Here is a 17,168-nt window from a genome sequence, read left to right as displayed (position 1 = left end):
GAAGCGAGGGCGCGAGCATGCGCGAGGAGGCGGCGGCAGATGGCACAGGCGGCCCTGCACGGCTGGATCGGGAGCTGGCTTGCCGCCCGGCGTCACCCCGGCCCCCAGGAACCGGGCAGCCCCGAGGCGGCGTACAAGGCGGCGGTGGTCTGGGGGAGCCTGGCGCCGGACGCCGACCTGGCGCTGGAGTTGCCCCTCTATCCCGTCAACTCGCGCCTGGCGGCCTCGCTGCACCGGAGCTGGAGCCACTCCTGGCTGCTCCAACCGCTCTGGGCGGCGCTGCTGGAGCGGCTGGCCGCCTCCCGGGAGCCGGGGATGCCGGCCGGGGAGGTCCGCCGGTGGCGTTACGGCGGCCTGCTCACCGGGATGGGCGTCCACAGCGCCACGGATATCGCCGTCTGGTTCTCGCCGGTGGCACTCTTCTGGCCGCTCCGCCTGCTGGGGGTGCCCGACCAGGTCGACCTCTGGGAGCCGGCCCGGCGGCGCCTGCCGCCATGGGTGGGCAACTTCCTGGGCGCGCTGGAGCACGGCAGCTGGGCGGCCTGGCTCGCCTGGCTGGCCGCCCGCGCCGAGCCGGGCCGGGCCCGGAGGCAGGCGGTCTCGGCCGCGGGCCTCTCCCTCGCCGGTTTCGTCCTGATGGCGTTCCTGGCCCGGCGCCTGCCCGAGGAGCGCTTCAACGTGATCAACTACGGGCTGGTGATGCCGGCGCTCCTGCCCGGGCAGCTGAGGGCGCTCAGGGGGCTCCGGCGGGTGCTGGAGTCGCTCTGAGCCGGAAAGGAAGGGTCTTGGTGCGCGTCGGATGCCATCTCAGCACCTCCCGCGGCTTCGAGACGGCGGTGGAGAACGCCCTCGCGCTGGGGGGCAACTTCTTTCAGTATTTCCCCAAGAACCCCCGCAGCTACCGGCTGAAGGCGGTGGACGAGGCGGCCGGCAAGCGCGGGGCCGAGGCGGCCCGCGCCGCCGGCGTGGAGACCGTGGCCCACTCGCCCTACGTCACCAACCTGGCCACCTACGACCCGAAGCTCCACGAGACCACCGTCGCCTCGGTGGTCAACGACCTGGAACTGACGGAGGCGCTGGGCACCCCCTGGCTGGTCGTCCACTTCGGAAAGCACGTCGGCGCCGGCGAGGAGGAGGGGAAGCACCTGATGGTGGAGACGCTGGACGAGATCCTGGCCACGTACCGCGGCTCCACCCTGCTGCTCCTGGAGAACACCGCCGGCCAGGGCTCCGAGATGGGCCGGACCCCGGCGGAGTGGATGGAGATCGTGGAAGCGGTCCGCCAACCGGAACGGCTCGGCCTCTGCCTCGACACCTGCCACGCCTTCGCCGCCGGGGTCGTGGACTGGCGCGACGCCGGCTCCGTCTCCGCCTTCGAGGAAGCGCTCCGCTCCACGGGCGCCCTCCCCCGGATCCGGGTGATCCACTTCAACGACAGCATGGTCGACTTCGGCGGCCGCCGGGACCGCCACCAGCGCCTCCTGCAGGGGTTCATCGGCGAGGAGGGGCTGCGCCGCGCGGCCACCCTCCCCGCCTTCCGCGACATCCCCCTCTGCCTCGAGACCCCCGTCTCCGAAGAGCGCGAGTACGGCCCCGAGATCGCCCTCCTCCGGCGGTGGAGGGAGGAGGCCGAGGCCGCCGAGGCGGCCCAGGGCTGAAGGCGAACCCGGGGGCCGCCGGACGCCCCCGGGTTCACCGCCTCTTAACCCCGCCTTAACCCCCCCGCAACCAGGGCAGGCGTTCCACAAGATAACCTCGTCCCGAGGGCAGACTCCTCCAAGGAGGTCGATCCGCGGCATGAGCGGAGTACGGCGCGCGACGAGTCGCGCCCGGTTCTTGTCGATCCCGGTCATGATCCTGGCGCTCAGCCTGGCCCTGGGTGCCTGTGGCGGCGGCGCCGCCACGCCTCCCTCGGCCAACTCGGGCTCCTCGCCGTCCACCGGCGGCTCGGGGGGCTCGGGAGGGTCGGGCGGCGGCCAGGTGACCATCATGGGGGCTGGTTCCTCGTTCGACAATCCCCTCTTCAGCAAGATGTTCTCCGAGTACCACAAGCTCCATCCCAACGTGCAGGTCAACTACCAGTCGGTGGGGAGCGGCGCCGGGCAGCAGCAGCTCTTCGCCCAGACGGTCGACTTCGCCGCCTCGGACGCCTTCCTGAGTGACCAGCAGCTGCAGGAGCACCCCAGCATCGTCCACATCCCGATCACCCTGGGCGCCGTCGCCGTCGGCTACAACCTGCCCAACATCGGTTCGGGCGTCCGGCTGACGGGGGATGTGCTGGCCAAGATCTACCTGGGCCAGATCAAGAAGTGGAACGACCCCGCCATCCAGAACCTGAACCCGAACCGGAAGATGCCCGACCTGCCCATCGCGGTGGTCCACCGCTCCGACGGCAGCGGCACCACCTTCATCTTCACGAACTACCTCTCGGCGGTGAGCGCCGACTGGAAGTCCAAAGTGGGCAGCGGCACCGCCGTCAACTGGCCGACGGGCGTCGGCGCCAAGGGGTCCGAGGGCGTCTCCGCCCAGGTGAAGCAAGTCCCGGGCGGCATCGGGTACTTCGAGATGGCCTACGCCATGCAGAACCAGATCCCCATGGCCACCATGCAGAACAAGGACGGCAACTGGGTGGCGCCCAGCGTCGACGGCGCCTCGGTGGGGGCCGCGCAGGCGGCGGCCAGCATGCCGTCCGACCTGCGGGCGCTCTTCGTCAACGCTCCCGGTCCGGACTCCTACCCGATCTCCGGCTTCAGCTGGGTCCTGGTGGACAAGAACCGCGTCAGCAAGCCGGTCGTGGAGCTGCTCGACTGGATGGTCCACGACGGGCAGTCCTTCGCCAAGGACCTCTACTACGGTCCGCTTCCCGACAAGGTGGTCCAGCTGGACGAGCAGAAGCTCCAGGAGCTCCGCGCCGTGGCCAAGTGATCCGGGTGGACGGCCGTATCGGAAGAAGGGAGGGGCCCCGTCCGGGACCCCTCCCTTGGCGTCTTTTCGACGCGGTCGGACACCTTGCGCAGGAAAGCGCTCTTCCCGCTGCGAAGGGTAGACGTCCAGGGCGTGACGCGGATTTGCCGTCTCCTTTTCCGCGTCGTGAGGGGCGAAGGGCGTCCTGATGGAACCCGTGCTCTTGGTGGTGGACGTCGACAGCCGGCGGCGGGCTCTCCGGGCGGCACTGGCCGAGCCTGCCGGCCGGGCTGTCGCCTTCCTCGCGGCCGGCTGGCCGGAGGGGCGACCGGCGGAGCTGGAGCAGGCGCTGGTCGCCACGCTGCGCGACCTGGTCCGCCGCTCGGGCCTGCTGCCCCAGGAGGTGGGCGGGCTGGTGCTGGCGGCCGATGCGGACGAGGCGATGCTCTGGCGGGCCGACGGGCGGCCGCTGGCCGGCCCGCGCCCGCTCCCCGGCGCGGGGCCGCAGGCGGCCGCAGCCGCCCTGGAGGAGCTGCGCGGCAGCGTGCCCGAGGAGCTTTTTCCCGCGGAGCGGGCGCTCCGCTTCGGCCCGCTCGGCGCCTGGCTGGTGGCCGCCCTCTGCGGCGGCGAGGGGGCGGCGGAGGCGGCGGGCGGCGACCGTTTCGGCCTTTTCGACCGCCGCATGCGCGGCTGGCTTCCGCCGGCCCGGGGTGAGGCGGGGTCGGGAGAGGGGGAGGCGGCGACCGTCCCCCGGGACCTCCTCCCTCCCTTCCGTCCGAGCCTCGGCCACCTCGGCTGGACCACCCCCCGGGTCCTGGACTTCCCCCTGCCGGTGGTGGCGCTCGTCGACCGCCGGGTCGCCGAGGTGGCCGGCCACGCGGCCGTTTGCCGGCGCGAAGGCGGCTGGCCGGGTCCGGCGGAGGCGCTCCTGCTCCTGGAGGAGGAGGCGACGCTCCGGGTGGTCAGCGACCTGGAGCCGGAGGAGCTGGAGCTGCGCGCGCGTATGGCCGGCGCGGCGGCGGAGGCGGTCCGGGCCGGGGCGGAGGGCGGCGCCGGCCCGCGGCTGCGGCTCCGCGTCGCCCTTCAGGAAGGGCTCCGCCTCTACACGCTGGCGGAGGCGGAGGCCGGTCCGGCCGGCCTGCTGGACCGCTGGTTCGAGGAGGCGCTCGGCCTCTCGGCGAGCTGGGCGGAGACGGAGCGGCTGGCGAGGAGCGCCTCCGCGGCTGCGGGCGCCCGGCTCGAGAGCGCCGGCGGCGGGCGCTGGACGCTCCGCGACCTGGACGGCGGTACCGACGCGGCGGTGCTGGCTCGACTGATCGTGCAGGCGCCGGCGGAGCCGGTGGCCGGGCTTCTGGCGGCCTGGCGGCGGCTCGCGGGAGAGGGGCGGGCCCCGGACCACCTCCACGTCGGCGGCCTCGCCGCGCTGAGCGACCTGCGCCTCGAGGAGCTGGCGCGGGCCAGCGGCCTGCCGGTGCTCCGCGCCACGCACCACGCGGCCGTCGAGCGCGGCGGGGCGCTCCTCGGCGCCCGCGCGCTCGGTCTTCGGGCAGCCGGCCAGGAGAACGACCCCTTCCCCGTCACCCGCTTCTACCCCGAGCCCGGCGCACTCTGAGACCACCGGGGCGACGGCCCCTCCTCCCTCCCGTGCCCGGTCAGCGCCGCCACGGCGGGGCGGAAGGCCGCCGGAAAGGGGACGGCGTGGAGCTCGCCCAGCGGAAGCCAGCGCCCCTCGCCGGCGGGGGGCGGCGGCGCGAGGTCGAGGCGGAGCCGCCCGAGCTCGACCTGCCAGCGGCGATGGCTGAAGGTGTGCGCATACCGGGCGGCGGGTTCGACCCCCCCGGAGGCCAGGCGTTCGGCCTCGGGCGCGGGGAGGCCGGGGAGGAGCGCGCGCAGCCAGGCGGCGAGGTCGACTTCCTGCCAGGGCGACTCGAGCAGCGGGAGGGCCGGCAGGCCGGCCAGGAGGCCCTTGGACGGCCTGCGGACCACCAGCAGGCGGGGCTCGGCGCTGCGGCCGCGGCCGCGGGCGAGGAGCCCCAGCATGGCGACGGGGACGGGGAGGGGCGCCCGGCGGGGAGGCCGGCGGGGCAGCGAATCCTCGAGGCCGAGGCGGTGGGCCGCGCAGAAGGGCGCCAGCGGGCAGTCGGCACAGCTCGGACGGCGGGGCAGGCAGACGGTGGCGGCCAGGTCCATCACCGCCTGGTTCCATGCCCCGGGATCCTCCGGGTCGAGGAGTTCCCGCGCCAGCGCCTCCAGCCCGTGGCGGAAGGCCGGGCTGGAGCGCGGCTCGTCCAGCGCGACCAGGCGGCTGAGGACCCGCTGGGCGTTCCCGTCCAGGGCCGGCTCGGGCCGCCCGAAGGCGATGCTGGCCACGGCGCCGGCGGTGTACGGGCCGACGCCGGGGAGCCGCCGAAGCGCCTCGGGATCCCTGGGCAGCCGACCCCCGTACCGCTCCGTCAGCTCCCGCGCGCAGGCCTGGAGCGCCCGGGCGCGCCGGTAGTAACCCAGGCCCGACCAGAGCCGCTCCACGTCCGCGGGCTCGGCGCGGGCCAGGCTGGGCGGGTCGGGGAAGCGGGCGAGAAACCGCTCCCAGTACGGGATCACCGTCTCCACCCGGGTCTGCTGGAGCATCACCTCGGAGACCAGGATGGCGTACGGGTCCCGGGTCCGCCGCCAGGGAAGCGAACGCCCCCGTGCCCGGTACCAGGCGAGAAGGCGGCGCCGGACCTCCGGACGGTGGGCGAGCAGGGCGGCCGTCCGCTCGGCCGCGGGGCCGCCCGGGGCGAGGGCCGCCGTCTCAGGCTCCGCTCCCCGACGCCGGCCCGGACGCGCCCGGTCCGCCGGCCGGGGTGACCGCGCCGGCGGCCTGCCGCGCGGCCAGCTGCGCCCTCACCTCGGCCAGGCGCGGCCCCCAGAGCGGGTAGTAGAGCATGGAGACGACGCCGATGGCGACGAAGAGGCTGGGCACGACGCCCAGGAGCACCCGGAGGCCGAGGAGCGCCCGCGGCGGCTGGACCGCCAGGTGCGGATCGTAGCCGGTGAGGAGCTGGGTGAGCGTCATCACCAGCGCCTGGACGGCGATGCCCAGGCGGATGATCAGCGCCTGCATGCCGAAGTACATCCCCTCGCGGCGGACGCCGGTGCGGAGCTCGTCCTCGTCGATCACGTCGGCGATCAGCACGTCCAGGAGCATCATCTGCCCGGCCAGGCCGACCCCCGCCAGCGCGGCGACCACCAGCGCCTGGGCGAAGGTCTGGACGAGGAGGAAGCCCCAGAGGACCAGCGCGAAGAGGATGGCGGAGCGGATGATGGCCGCGCGGGCGCCGATCCGGACCGTCACCCGCGACCAGGGGATCATGGCCAGGAAGGCGACGACGAAGATGACGCCCAGGAGCATGGAGGTCTCGGTGCTGCCCACGCGGAGGACGTACTTGGTGAAGAAGGGGACCACCGAGGGCAGGAGCGTGAAGTTGAGCTGGAGCGAGAAGCTGGTCAGCACGTAGAAGAGGAAGGAGCGGCTGGAGAAGGTGTAGCGGAGCGCCAGCCAGGGGGAGAGGACCGCTTCCTCGCTCCCCGCCCGCCCGGTGGCGCCCTCGCGGCTCCCCAGGAGCGAGACGCCCAGCGACAGCGCGGCGACGAGGGCGAAGAGCCAGCCCATCCCCGCCCAGCCCAGCCGGCTGCCGTAGAGGAGAGGTGCCGCCGCCATGCCCAGCAGCGCCCCCACCACCGTGAAGATCTGCCGCCAGGCGGAGACCTGGGCGCGTTCCTCCAGCGTCCGGAACATCTCCGGGAAGAGCGCCGTCCAGTTGAGGATGACCAGCGTGTAGAGGCCGTCGAAGATGAAGATGATGCCGAAGAAGTAGGCCAGCAGCGGGGTCGTCCCCGCCTCCACGGGCGGCGACCAGACCAGGGCGAAGGAGACCGCCAGCGGCAGGAAGCCCAGCGCGATGTACGGCACGCGCCGCCCCCAGCGGGTGCGCGTCCGGTCCGAGAGGTACCCGAAGAGCGGGTCGTTGATGGCGTTCCAGATGCCGTAAAGTCCGAAGAGCGTCCCCACCGCGGCCACGGGCAGCTTGACGGTATCCTCGTAGAAGAAGAGGATGAAAGCTCCGAACGCCTGGCTGAGCAGCGCGCTTCCCAGCGAGCCGGAGCTGTAGGCGATCTTCCGCCACCTCTCCAGGAGTCGCACCCCCTGTCCCGAAACCCTGTTCGACAGGGCGGCAGGCCTTGCCTGCCGCGGCGGAGGTGGCTTTCATGCGCATCACCGACCTGGTGCCCGTTCCGGATCTGCTCTCCGTGCGGCGCATCCTCTGCATCCAGCCCCACCCCGACGACATGGAGGTGGGTGCCGGCGCCACGGTGGGCCGCCTCGCCCGTGCCGGCGGCCGGGTGCGGCTGGTGACGGTGACCGACGGGGGCGTCGGCAGCCCCGACCCCCGCCAGACGCCGGCCGAACTGGCGGCGATCCGGCGCGGCGAGGCGGAGGAGGCCGCCCGGATCCTGGGTGTGGCGGAGATGGGCTGGCTGGGCTTCCCCGACGGGGGCGTGCTGGACGAGGGCGCCGTCCGCCTGGCGCTGGCACGGGAGATCCGCGCCTTCCAGCCCGAGGTGGTGCTGGCGCCAGACCCCTGGCTTCCCTACGAGGCCCACCCGGACCACCGGGTGACCGGTCTGGCGGCGGCGGCCGCGGCGCTCCTGGCCGCCTTCCCCTGGGCCCTCCGGGCCGGGGAGGGACCGGAGAGGGGGCACGAGGTGAAGGCGGTCGGCTTCTACGGGACGGCTGCCCCCAACGTCCGCGTCGACGTGGGCGAGACGTGGCCGCTCAAGATCCGGGCGCTCCAGGCGCACCGGAGCCAGTTCCCGGCCGAGAGCTGGCCCTCCGTGAGCGGCTACCTGGAGGCGAAGGCGCGGGAGCATGGCGCCGCCGCCGGCTGCGAGCTGGCCGAGGCGTTCAAGGTGCTCCCGACCGTCGCGCTCCACTTCAACGTCGACGCGGCGGTCTCCTGAGACGGGAGGTGGCGTCCTTGCGCGTGGTGGTGATCGGCGGCGGCAGCCTCTACACCGCCGAATTGGCCCAGGGTTTCCTCCGGCGGAGGGAGAGCCTGCCGCTGGACGAGCTGATCCTGGTCGACGTGCCCGAGGGACGGGAGAAGGTGGAGGCGGTGGCCGGCCTGGTCCGCCGGATGTTTGCCCGGGCGGGCCACCCGGCGCGGGTGGAGGTGGCCTACGACCGGAAGCCCGCGCTGGAGGGGGCGGACTTCGTCATCAGCCAGTTCCGGGTGGGCGGCACCGCCGCCCGTGGCCGGGACGAACGCATCCCGCTCCGTCACGGCGTCATCGGCCAGGAGACGACCGGGCCGGGCGGCTTCAGCCTGGCGCTGAGGACGGTGCCGCCGGCGCTGGAGCTGGCGGCCGACGTGCGCGAGCGGGCGCCCGGCGCCTGGCTGATCAACTTCACCAACCCCTCCGGCCTGGTGACCGAGGCGATCCACCGCCACGAGCCCAAGGTGAGGAGCTTCGGCCTCTGCAACGTGCCGCTCGGCCTGCAGCGCGGGGTGGCGCGGGCGCTGGGGGTGGCGGAGGAGAGGGTCACCCTCCGCACCATCGGGCTCAACCACCTCTCCTGGAGCCGGGTCTTCCTGGACGGCCGGGAGATCACCGACCAGGTCCTGGCCTCGCCCACGGCGGTGCAGGAGGTGGTGGCCAACCTGCCCGCCCTGGAGCCCTCCTCGCCGGAGGTGGAGACGCTTCTGGCCTACGCCCGGCGCCTGGGGATGATCCCCAACCCGTATCTCCGGTACTACTTCCTGCGCGAGGCGACGGTGGACGAGGCGAGGCGGCTGCTGGAGGCGGGCGAGGGGACGCGGGCCGACCGCGTGGAGAGGATCGACCGGCAGCTCCTGGAGCTCTACCGCCAGCCCGGCCGGGCGGAGCCGCCGGCGGAGCTGGGTCAGCGCGGCGGCGCCTGGTACTCCGAGGCTGCCCTGGGCGCCATGGAGTCGCTCTGGACCGGGCGCCCGGCCCTCCACGTGCTCAACGTGCCCAACCGGGGGGCGACGCCCGACATGCCGCCGGAGGCGGTGCTGGAGGTGGACACCAGCGTCGGGCCCTGGGGGGTCCGCGCCGTCTCCCACGGTCGCCTGCGGCCGGAGCTGCGCGGGCTGATGCAGGCGGTCAAGGCGTACGAGGAGCTGACCATCGAGGCGGCGGTCAGCGGCGACCGCGGGACGGCTCTGGCGGCGCTGGCGGCCCACCCGCTGGTGCCCGGCCTCCGGGTGGCGAGGGAGCTGCTGGAGGAGCTCCTGGAGGCGCAGCGACCCTACCTGCCCCGCTTCTTCCGCGATTGACCGGCGGGGAGGCCGGGCGGCGAGGCGGGGTGTCGGCGCGACGGCGGCACCGCCGGGGCCGGGAGGCGGCTCAGCGCTCCGGCTCCGCCCCCACCGCCGCCGTCTCGCGCAGGGTGGGAGGCGCCGCCGGTGCGGGGACGGCGGCGCCCTCCGGCCAACCGTCGAAGGCCGCCCCCGCCCCGGCGCCGGCGAAGTGGAGCGCCGTCTGGAGGAGGACGGCCAGCTGCTGCAGCAAGAGCAGCAGCAGCGTCCCCGGCGCCGGCGCAGGAAGCCAGCTCCAGACCACCCACCCCTGGAGCGCGGCCAGGAACCGTCCCGCCACCCCGATCCCCGCCGCCAGCGCGACCAGGGTCGCCCAGAGCGGCCAGGCGCTCGGCCGCAGGAGCGCGCGGAAGAGCGGCCAGGCGGCCGGGCGCAGGCCCGCTCCCGCCGCGCGCAGCATGGCCGGGCGGCCGGCGTCCACCGCCAGGCGGGCCAGCCCCGCACCCAGCGCGGCGGCGACCAGCGCGGCCGCCGCGGCTCCCCGCGGCGAGGCGATCCGGCCCAGGATCGCCCCGGCCGCGCCGAAGAGGGCGGCGACCGCCAGCGTCCACGGGATGCCGGCCGCCCAGAGCCGGTAAAACGGGCCCACCACGAGGCGGAGATCGGCCCACAGCTCCCCGCGCGCCCGGTCGCCGCCCCGTGCCTCCGCCAGGAGCGCGCGCCCCAGCGTCAGTGAGGCCAGAAGCGGTCCCAGCAGCCAGGCCAGGAGCGGCACCAGCAGGAGGACCAGCGCGCTTCCGGTCAGGGTGGCCTCCGGGGAGGGCATGCCTGCCCCCGGTGTCGCGCCGGTGGGGAAGCTGGCCGGCGTGGGCGCCGGCGGCCCCGAGAGCGGCGCATGCGGGCCCGCGAAGACCTCCAGGAGCCAGCCTGCGTCGGCTGTCGCCCAGCCGTCCGGCCGCGCGGGCATCGCCGCCGCCAGGGCGGCCAGACCGGGTACCGCCAGCCAGGGCAGGGCGCCCAGCGCCGCCGTCAGCAGCCAGGCTGCCAGGAGCGCGCCGCGGTGGCGCAGGACGAAGGCCAGCATGGCGCGCGCGAGCTTTCTCACCAGAGCACCCCTCCGCTCAGCACCAGCTCCACCAGGTAGGCCAGCTCGCCCCACCAGCGGGCGAGGGGCCAGGCCGGCGGCTGGCGCCGCCAGACGTCATCAGCCCGGTCCGCGTCCAGCGCCAGGCCGTCGGCCACGCGCACCTCCGCCGGGGAACCGGGGAAGGCCAGCTCCAGCTGCTGCCCGCGACCGTCCCAGGTGAGCGCGCGCCGGCTGCCGTCGGCGTAGACGGCCACCACGCGGACCGGGAAGCTTCCGTCGCCCAGGTGGCGGAGCGTCACCCGGGTCTGGCCGCCCCCGCTGCGGACGGCGTCGATGCCGTAGTCGACGCGCCGGGTGCCGGTGAGGAACTGGCGGAAGAGATCGCCCAGCGGGCGGCCGGAGACTTCCTCGAAGACGGCGCGCACCTGGTCGGTGGAGGGGTGCTGCCAGGCATAGCGCCGCACCAGCGTGGCCAGCGCCCGGTCGAAGACGGCACGGCCCAGGTAGCCTTCCAGGCTGCGGTAGAAGAGGCCCGGCTGGCCGTAGGCGGTGTACCAGTAGGCGTTGTCGTCGGTCTCCTGCCAGGCCGGCCGGACCCGGTCCGGCGGCAGGCTGGGGATGTACGGGAGGCGGATCAGGGCGCTGCCGGTCAGCACCAGCGGCGGCTCCCCGGGCCTCAGCCAGCGGAGCGGGCCGGTCGGCGCCGGAGGCGGCAGCGGCAGGCCCAGCAGGCTGGGGCTGAACGGCGCGCGGGGCAGCAGCGCCTCCATGGCGCGCATCTCCGAATAGGTGGCGAGCCCTTCGTCGAGCCAGGCTTCCTCGGTCTCGTCGAAGCCGACCAGGCCGTACCAGTACTGGTGGGCGTACTCGTGGAGAAGCACGTCGGCCAGCGCCGGGTCGTCCGGCCGGTGCGGGCCGGGGCCGGGGTAGCCGCCCACGATGAGCGTCGGGTACTCCATGCCGGCGGCGCCCTCCGCTCCGGACGGCGGGTCGACGGCGGTCAGAACAGGGTAGGGGTAGGGCGCCCACGCCCTGCCGAAAAGCTTCCAGGCGCCCTCCAGCGCGCGGAACTGGAGGCCGGCGGAGGCGACGTCCTCCGGCTGGAGCAGGAGCCGGACCCGCACCGGCGGCAGACCCGGAGCCCGGAAGGTCCGCTCCCGCGCCACGAAGCGGGGGTCGGCCGTCCAGGCGAAGTCGTGCACCGCCTCGGCCAGGAAGCGGACCGTCTTCCACCCCTTCTCCGGCGTGGAGCGCCCGGCCTCCACCCCCGTCGCCCCCAGCACGTAGCGGTCGGGCACGGTGATGCGGACGTCGTAGTCGCCGTAGTCGGCGTAGAACTCGCTGTTGGCGTGGTACTGGTGGAGGTTCCATCCCGGCCGGCTCCGGCCGCGTGTCCCCGCCGGCTCCAGCACCGCCACCTTGGGGAACCACTGGCCGGCCATGACGAAATCGCCGGCGTAGCCCGCACGGGCGAAGACCCTGGGCAGCTGCACCTGGAAGGCCAGGTCGACGGTGGTGCTGCCGCCCGGCGGCACGGGCCGCTCCAGCGGCAGCCGGGCCAGCGTCCGGTCGTGCGGGTTGTGGTCGTCGGGCTGGACGACCTCCAGGGGCCGGCCCTCCACCCGGATCCACCCCGGGTGGCGCGAATCCCAGCGGATCCCGCGCAGCTGGCCGCCCGACTCGCGCATGAAGCTGGTATCGGGGCCGGAGAAGGCGTTCATGTAGAGGTGCAGGTAGAGGGCGTCCACGGTGAGCGTCGAGCGGTTCCGCCAGACGATCCGCTCCCGTCCCGTCAGCCGGTGCGTGGCCGGGTCGAGGCGGACGTCGATGCGGTAGCTGACCACGGGGGGCGGCGGCGAAGGAAGCCCGCCCAGCCCCGGCACGGGATCGACCGCGGCCGGGGCCGCGGCGCCGAGGAGGAGCGCGAGAAGGGGCAGCAGGACCAGAAGCCGCCTACGGGAGCGGTGCCGCAGGTCGATGATCGTCTCCCTCCAAGGCTCAGCCCCTTCGACTCACTCGCGGCGATCTCCTGGCCGGACGAGGAAGCGCTCGCGAGCCCGCTTCCCCGTCCGGCCCACCCACCGCTCCAGCCGTGGGTCCAGCGCTTCGAACCAGGCGGCGGGCGCCCGCAGGAGGAGCCAGAGCGCGGCCAGGGTCAGCGCCACCGTGCTCACCTCCCGGGTGAGGTAGCGGATGCGGGCGATCTCCATCTGCGCCAGGGCGCGCGCCGCCTGCTGGCTGCCCGGACTCCCATAGAGCTGGTTCGCCCAGTGGGCCGCCGCCGCCTCGTACCGGCCGCCCCAGACGAGGACCAGCACGGCGCCCGCCAGCAGGAGCAGGGCCGCGATCAGCCAGCGCGCCACGGAGCCCGTGCTCCATCCCTCCCTGCATCCGGAAGCCCTTCCCCTCTTGGCACCGCCTCATACGCCCGGGCCGCCTGCGGGGAGCTCCGGCCGCGGGGCCAGTCCCAGGCCGAAGCCGTCCAGCGAACGGGAGAGGAGGGCGAGGATGGGGGCGCCGTCGATGCGGAAGAGGTCGGAGCGCCCCGCGAGGCCTGGCTCCCGGTCGAGCAGCCGCTCCAGCCGGTCGGCGGCCGGCCGGTTGCCGGCGTGCGCCGCCACCAGTTGCCAGCCGCCCGGCTCCGGCGCTCCCTCCACCCAGCTCGGGCGGAGGAGTTCCACCATCCGCTCCGCCGCCTCCGCCTCGTCCCGGGCCACCCCGACGGGGCGGATCCGCTGGCCGATCTCCAGGAGGACGTAGCGGGCCTTCTCCGGGTCGCCCCCGCGCCCCTCGCCCTCCCCGGCGTCCAGGCGGCCGATGTGGCGAAGAAGCCGGGTCTCCGTGCTGGCCACCACCGTCCGCGTCCGCCCGGTCGCCTCCGCCGTCCACCGTTCCAGCCTCTCCAGGCTGGCGCCCGCCGCCGCCCATCGCGCCGCGCCCAGCGCCAGCGCGGCCAGCCCGCAGGAAGCCGTGCCCGCGTCCACCACCCGGACGGGGAAGGGTTCCGCCAGTTCGGCGGCGGCCAGGGCGCTGCGGTGGGTGACGCTCAGCCGGGAGGCGAGGGCGAGGAGGAGGACCGCGCCCGCGCCCTGCCGCCGGAGCCGTTCCACGGCGGCGCTCCAGGCCTCGACGTTGACGCCGGAGGTGCTCACCCGCTCCAACGGGGTGGCGGCGAGCCGGCGGGCGAAGCGGGCCACCTCCAGCTCGGGGCCCACCTCCACCTCCTGGCCGTCGAGGATGACCACGATGGGCGCGGACTCCATCCCGCGCTCCTCCAGCGCCGTCCGCGGCAGGTCGCTGCTGGAGTCGACGACGATCCCCACCGGCTGCAAGGACTCTCCCCTCCCCTTCCTCCCGATCCCCCGGTCGCCGGGCCGGGGCGGAAGCCGACCCGGGAGCCGGGAGCAGATGCCGCAGGTCTCCCGATCCCGGGATACGGCGAGGGGGACGGCCCCACCTGGCTACCGAGGGGTCGAAGACGGGCGGTGACCGGCTTCATCCGGCCGCGGCTTGACGTGGAGCGGGTTGCGCTACCATGGGGGTCCGGGAGGCGATACACCCAGCATGCGAGCGGTCCGTCTCGCCATCATCTACTACAGTTCGACCGGCACCATCCACCGTCTGGCCACGGCGGCCGAGGCAGAGGCGCGGGAGGAAGGGGCGGAGGTCCGTCTCCGCAAGGTGCACGAGCTGGCGCCCGACGCGGCCATCGACGCCAACCCCGCCTGGCGCGCCCACCTGGAGGCGACCCGAGAGGTGCCGGAGGCGGGGTATGACGACCTGGAGTGGGCGGACGCCTACCTCTTCGGCACGCCCAGCCGCTTCGGCAACGTGGCCTCGCAACTGAAGCAGTTCATCGACACCACGGGGCCGCTCTGGGCCCGGGGGAAGCTGGCGGACAAGGTGGCGGCGGGCTTCACCAGCGCCTCCAACGACCACGGCGGGCAGGAGAGCACCCTCCTCGCCCTTTACAACGTCTTCCACCACTGGGGCTGCATCCTGGTGCCGCCCGGCTACACCGACCAGGCGGTCTTCGCCGCGGGCGGCAACCCCTACGGTGTCAGCGTCACCGCCCGGCCGGACCGGCCCGTCCCCGAGGCGGCGGAACAGGCGGCGCGCTACCTGGCGCGCCGGGTGATCCGCGTCAGCCGCCGGCTCCTGGCCGGGAGCGAAGCGGAGGACTGAGCGTTGGCACGGATCCGCCCGCCCCGCCGCCAGATCGTCTGCCCCACCGTGCGCGGCGAGCCGCGCAGCTTCCCCGCCGAACAGGTGCGCTGGCGCCCGGCCGCCTACGGCGTGGCGGTGGTGGAGGGGCGGGTCCTCCTGGGCCGCTCGGTCTTCACCGGGCGCTGGGAACTGCCCGGGGGCGGCGTGGAGCCGTGGGAGAGCCTGGCGGAAGGGCTTGAACGCGAGTTCGAGGAAGAGTCGGGCCTCCGCCCGCGCCTGCTCGAGCCCGTGCACTTCGCGGAGGGGTACGTCAGCTTCTTCGACCATGCCTTCCACTCGCTCCGGTACTACTTCCTGGTCGAGGTGCCCGGCGACGGGCCGCTCCACCCCCAGGAAGGCGAGCTGACCGAGCTGGCCTGGCTCGACCCCGGCGACCCCGCGCTGGCGGTGGGGCCCGACGACCGGGAGGCGATCCGGAAGGCCCTGCTGCGGCTGGGCCTCGAGCCGCCCCCGGCCTGAGGGCCCCGCCGCCCGAAGACCCCGCCGCCCGGGACTCCGGAAGACGGTGAGGCGGCGGGCCGCGCGGCCCGCCGCCTCACCTCCCGGCGCCCGCGCGGGCTGCCGGAGCCGCGCTCAGCCCTGCGCAACCAGGTGCCTCACCAGGAAGTCGACCACCTCGCGGTACGCCTTCTCCTGGTTGGAGCGCCGGGTGAAACCGTGCCCCTCGTCCTCGAAGACCCGGTACTCCACCTCCAGCCCGCGGCCGCGGAGCGCCTCCACCATCTGGTCGGACTCGGACTTGACCACGCGGAAGTCCTGCGCCCCCTGGATGATCAGCATGGGGCAGCGGACCCGGTCGACGTAGGTGATGGGGGAGCGCTCCAGGAGCATCTCCCGGTCCTCGTCGGGGTCGCCGACCCAGTTGGCCATCTCCTTCCTCCAGCTGGGCGGGACGGCGCGGGTGAAGGTGACCAGGTTGGAGGGGCCCATCAGCGAGACGCCGCACGCCCAGTATTCCGGGAGCCGCGTGACGCACGAGAGGGTGGCGAAGCCGCCGAAGCTCCCGCCGAAGACGCCGATCCTCGCAGGGTCGACCCACGGCTGGCCGCGCAGCCAGCGGACGGCCGCCTCCAGGTCGCGCAGCTCCCCGCCGCCCCAGTCGCGGTGGATCAGCTTCTGGTAGCTCTTGCCGTAGCCGGTGGAGCCGCGGATGTTGGGCGCCAGCACCGCGATGCCGCGGTCGAGGAGGACCTGGTAGAGGCCGCCGTACATGTAGAGCGGCCGCTCCTGGCTCTCCGGACCGCCGTGGATCGAGAGCAGCGCCGCCGCCCGCCGCCCCCCCTCCGCCGCCCGCGGCCGGTAGAGCCAGGCCGGGATCTCGCGGCCGTCGAAGCTGGTGAAGTGGACCAGCTCCGGCTCGACCAGATCGGAGCGGCGCAGGCCGCCCAGGTGGTTCCGGGTGAGGCGGCGGAGCTCGCCCTCCGGGACGTCGAGCAGGTAGGCGTCGGCGGGTTGGCTTCCTCGCGCCAGGAGGAAGCTGAGCTGGACCGAGCCCCTGCGCGGCGAGGCGTCCAGGCTGCGGATGACGCCCTGGGGGATGGGCGGGAGGTCCAGCTCCTCCCCTGCGGCCAAGTCGAGCACGTGGAGGCGGCTGACGCCGGCCTCGTTCACCGTGTAGGCCAGGTGGCGCTCGTCGGCGCCCAGCGCCACCTCCTCCACGTCCCAGTCCGGCGTGGCCAGCCACTCCATGCGCCGCTCCGCCAGGTGGTAGAAGGCGAGGCCGGTGAACTCGCGCTCCTGGTTGGTGAGAAGGAAGAAGCCGGAGCCGTCTTTCTTCCACGGACCCGGGCTGTAGATCGCCTCGCCCTCGTGCGGCGTCAGGAGCTGGGGCTCGGCCTCGGGATCCTCCGGGCGGACCAGGTAGAGGTTCGCCTGCGTGTTCCCTTCCTGGTCGAGGACGAGGAGCTGCGAGCCGTCGGGGGACCAGCCGACCGGGTAACGGTTCCGCCCGGGCGCGCTCGCCACCGGCCGCGTCGCGCCCGTCTCCAGCTCCGCCACCAGCGGCTCCATGTCGGTGGGACGGCTCTCGGTGCCGGCGTAGGCCAGCCGCCGGCCGTCCGGGGAGAAGGCCCCGGGGGTGAAGAGGTACTGGACGTCGTCGCGCGGGGTCAGCCGCCGCGGCCACCCGCCCTCGGCGGGGAGGAGGTAGACCTGGTAGCGCTCGTCCCCGTCCTGGTCGACCAGGAGCGCCAGGTGCCGCGCATCCCGGGAGACTGCGAACATCCGTACGGTCCCGCGGTCGAAGGCGGTCAGCTGTTCGGGGCAGCCTCCCTCCAGGGGGTGCCGCCACAGGTTGAACTGGCCGCTGGTGTCGATGGCGTAGAGCAGATCGCGGCCGTCGGCGCTGAAGGCGGCGCCGGCCATGCGCCGGATGGCGAAGTACTGTTCGAAGCTGGGCACGGACTCACCTCCGACGCCCATGATAACCGGGATTTTCCTGGGGCGGCCCTGTGGCACGGCCCAAAGACGGCGCGCGAGGCCCGTCCGACGGGACCGCGGGGGCCTGGCTGCAAGGCGGGGCGCCGGGCATGCGAAGCGGTGCGGGGAGCCTCCCCGGCTCCCCGCACGCGCTCATCCGATGAAGGAATCAGACCCGACGAAGGAATCAGACCCGACGAATCGCT

15 protein-coding genes are annotated in these 17,168 nt (G+C 74.5%); 8 read left to right on the top strand and 7 right to left on the bottom strand.

What is annotated here, in order from left to right; translation table 11 throughout:
• Window positions 1-39 precede the first annotated feature (39 nt).
• The 4 genes from QJR14_03300 (at window position 40) to QJR14_03285 (ending at window position 4,516) form a co-directional block, all read left to right on the top strand.
• A complete protein-coding gene (locus tag QJR14_03300; protein MDI3316637.1) occupies window positions 40-768 on the top strand; it encodes a metal-dependent hydrolase in 729 nt (242 codons plus the stop codon).
• Between the two features lie 20 nt (window positions 769-788).
• Window positions 789-1,658 carry a deoxyribonuclease IV gene (locus tag QJR14_03295; protein ID MDI3316636.1) on the top strand — a complete coding sequence of 290 codons (870 nt, stop codon included), beginning with the start codon at window positions 789-791 and terminating at the stop codon, window positions 1,656-1,658.
• Window positions 1,659-1,836: 178 nt separating this feature from the next.
• Window positions 1,837-2,925 carry a phosphate ABC transporter substrate-binding protein PstS gene (pstS, locus tag QJR14_03290; protein MDI3316635.1) on the top strand — a complete coding sequence of 363 codons (1,089 nt, stop codon included), beginning with the start codon at window positions 1,837-1,839 and terminating at the stop codon, window positions 2,923-2,925.
• 187 nt (window positions 2,926-3,112) lie between these two features.
• A complete protein-coding gene (locus QJR14_03285; protein ID MDI3316634.1) occupies window positions 3,113-4,516 on the top strand; it encodes a hypothetical protein in 1,404 nt (467 codons plus the stop codon).
• On the opposite strand, the gene QJR14_03280 is transcribed toward QJR14_03285, so the two are convergent.
• Both QJR14_03280 and QJR14_03275 read right to left on the bottom strand, forming a co-directional pair.
• Entirely contained in the window at window positions 4,492-5,532 is a 1,041-nt protein-coding gene (locus QJR14_03280) for an NUDIX domain-containing protein (GenBank protein MDI3316633.1), read from the bottom strand. The genes QJR14_03285 and QJR14_03280 overlap by 25 nt on opposite strands.
• Before the next feature lie 166 nt (window positions 5,533-5,698).
• The gene (locus QJR14_03275) at window positions 5,699-7,090 is read right to left on the bottom strand and encodes an MFS transporter (protein MDI3316632.1); all 1,392 of its coding nucleotides are present in this window, start codon (window positions 7,088-7,090) and stop codon (window positions 5,699-5,701) included.
• A 65-nt stretch (window positions 7,091-7,155) separates the two neighbouring features.
• On the opposite strand from QJR14_03275, the gene QJR14_03270 reads away from it, so the two are divergent.
• Window positions 7,156-7,908, top strand: coding sequence for a PIG-L family deacetylase (locus QJR14_03270; protein ID MDI3316631.1), 753 nt, complete (start codon window positions 7,156-7,158; stop codon window positions 7,906-7,908).
• Between the two features lie 8 nt (window positions 7,909-7,916).
• Window positions 7,917-9,248, top strand: a complete 1,332-nt coding sequence (locus QJR14_03265) for a 6-phospho-beta-glucosidase (GenBank protein MDI3316630.1) — start codon at window positions 7,917-7,919, stop codon at window positions 9,246-9,248.
• A gap of 70 nt (window positions 9,249-9,318) precedes the next feature.
• On the opposite strand, the gene QJR14_03260 is transcribed toward QJR14_03265, so the two are convergent.
• From QJR14_03260 to QJR14_03245, 4 genes are all read right to left on the bottom strand, one after another.
• Entirely contained in the window at window positions 9,319-10,335 is a 1,017-nt protein-coding gene (locus QJR14_03260) for a hypothetical protein (protein ID MDI3316629.1), read from the bottom strand.
• Window positions 10,332-12,200 carry a M1 family metallopeptidase gene (locus QJR14_03255; GenBank protein ID MDI3316628.1) on the bottom strand — a complete coding sequence of 623 codons (1,869 nt, stop codon included), beginning with the start codon at window positions 12,198-12,200 and terminating at the stop codon, window positions 10,332-10,334. Before QJR14_03255 ends, QJR14_03260 begins: the two co-directional genes overlap by 4 nt.
• A 129-nt stretch (window positions 12,201-12,329) precedes the next feature.
• Window positions 12,330-12,680: a hypothetical protein gene (locus QJR14_03250; protein MDI3316627.1), complete on the bottom strand. Its 351-nt coding sequence runs from the start codon at window positions 12,678-12,680 to the stop codon at window positions 12,330-12,332.
• A 57-nt stretch (window positions 12,681-12,737) separates the two neighbouring features.
• Window positions 12,738-13,640, bottom strand: coding sequence for a DegV family protein (locus QJR14_03245; GenBank protein ID MDI3316626.1), 903 nt, complete (start codon window positions 13,638-13,640; stop codon window positions 12,738-12,740).
• 241 nt (window positions 13,641-13,881) lie between these two features.
• Between QJR14_03245 and wrbA the strand changes: the two genes are divergently transcribed.
• Complete coding sequence (wrbA, locus tag QJR14_03240) at window positions 13,882-14,502, top strand: NAD(P)H:quinone oxidoreductase (GenBank protein ID MDI3316625.1); 621 nt, start codon at window positions 13,882-13,884, stop codon at window positions 14,500-14,502.
• 3 nt (window positions 14,503-14,505) lie between these two features.
• Window positions 14,506-15,003, top strand: coding sequence for an NUDIX domain-containing protein (locus tag QJR14_03235; protein MDI3316624.1), 498 nt, complete (start codon window positions 14,506-14,508; stop codon window positions 15,001-15,003).
• A gap of 114 nt (window positions 15,004-15,117) precedes the next feature.
• Here the strand turns inward: QJR14_03235 and QJR14_03230 are convergent, their stop codons facing one another.
• Window positions 15,118-16,944: a S9 family peptidase gene (locus QJR14_03230; protein MDI3316623.1), complete on the bottom strand. Its 1,827-nt coding sequence runs from the start codon at window positions 16,942-16,944 to the stop codon at window positions 15,118-15,120.
• Window positions 16,945-17,168 lie beyond the last annotated feature (224 nt).

This window comes from Bacillota bacterium, assembly GCA_029961055.1.
Lineage (GTDB): Bacteria > Bacillota > Sulfobacillia > JAIMAT01 > JAIMAT01 > JAIMAT01.
The sequence above is the reverse complement of the archived record's forward strand: the minus strand, read 5'-3'. Positions and strand labels throughout refer to the sequence as shown.

What these genes read in the sequence shown, in the direction of transcription:
- QJR14_03270 (MDI3316631.1), top strand. Translation starts at nt 7,156, where the DNA reads ATGCGCATCACCGACCTGGTGCCCGTTCCGGATCTGCTCTCCGTGCGG.
- QJR14_03285 (MDI3316634.1), top strand. Translation starts at nt 3,113, where the DNA reads ATGGAACCCGTGCTCTTGGTGGTGGACGTCGACAGCCGGCGGCGGGCT.
- QJR14_03280 (MDI3316633.1), bottom strand. Translation starts at nt 5,532, where the DNA reads ATGCTCCAGCAGACCCGGGTGGAGACGGTGATCCCGTACTGGGAGCGG.
- wrbA (MDI3316625.1), top strand. Translation starts at nt 13,882, where the DNA reads ATGCGAGCGGTCCGTCTCGCCATCATCTACTACAGTTCGACCGGCACC.
- QJR14_03300 (MDI3316637.1), top strand. Translation starts at nt 40, where the DNA reads ATGGCACAGGCGGCCCTGCACGGCTGGATCGGGAGCTGGCTTGCCGCC.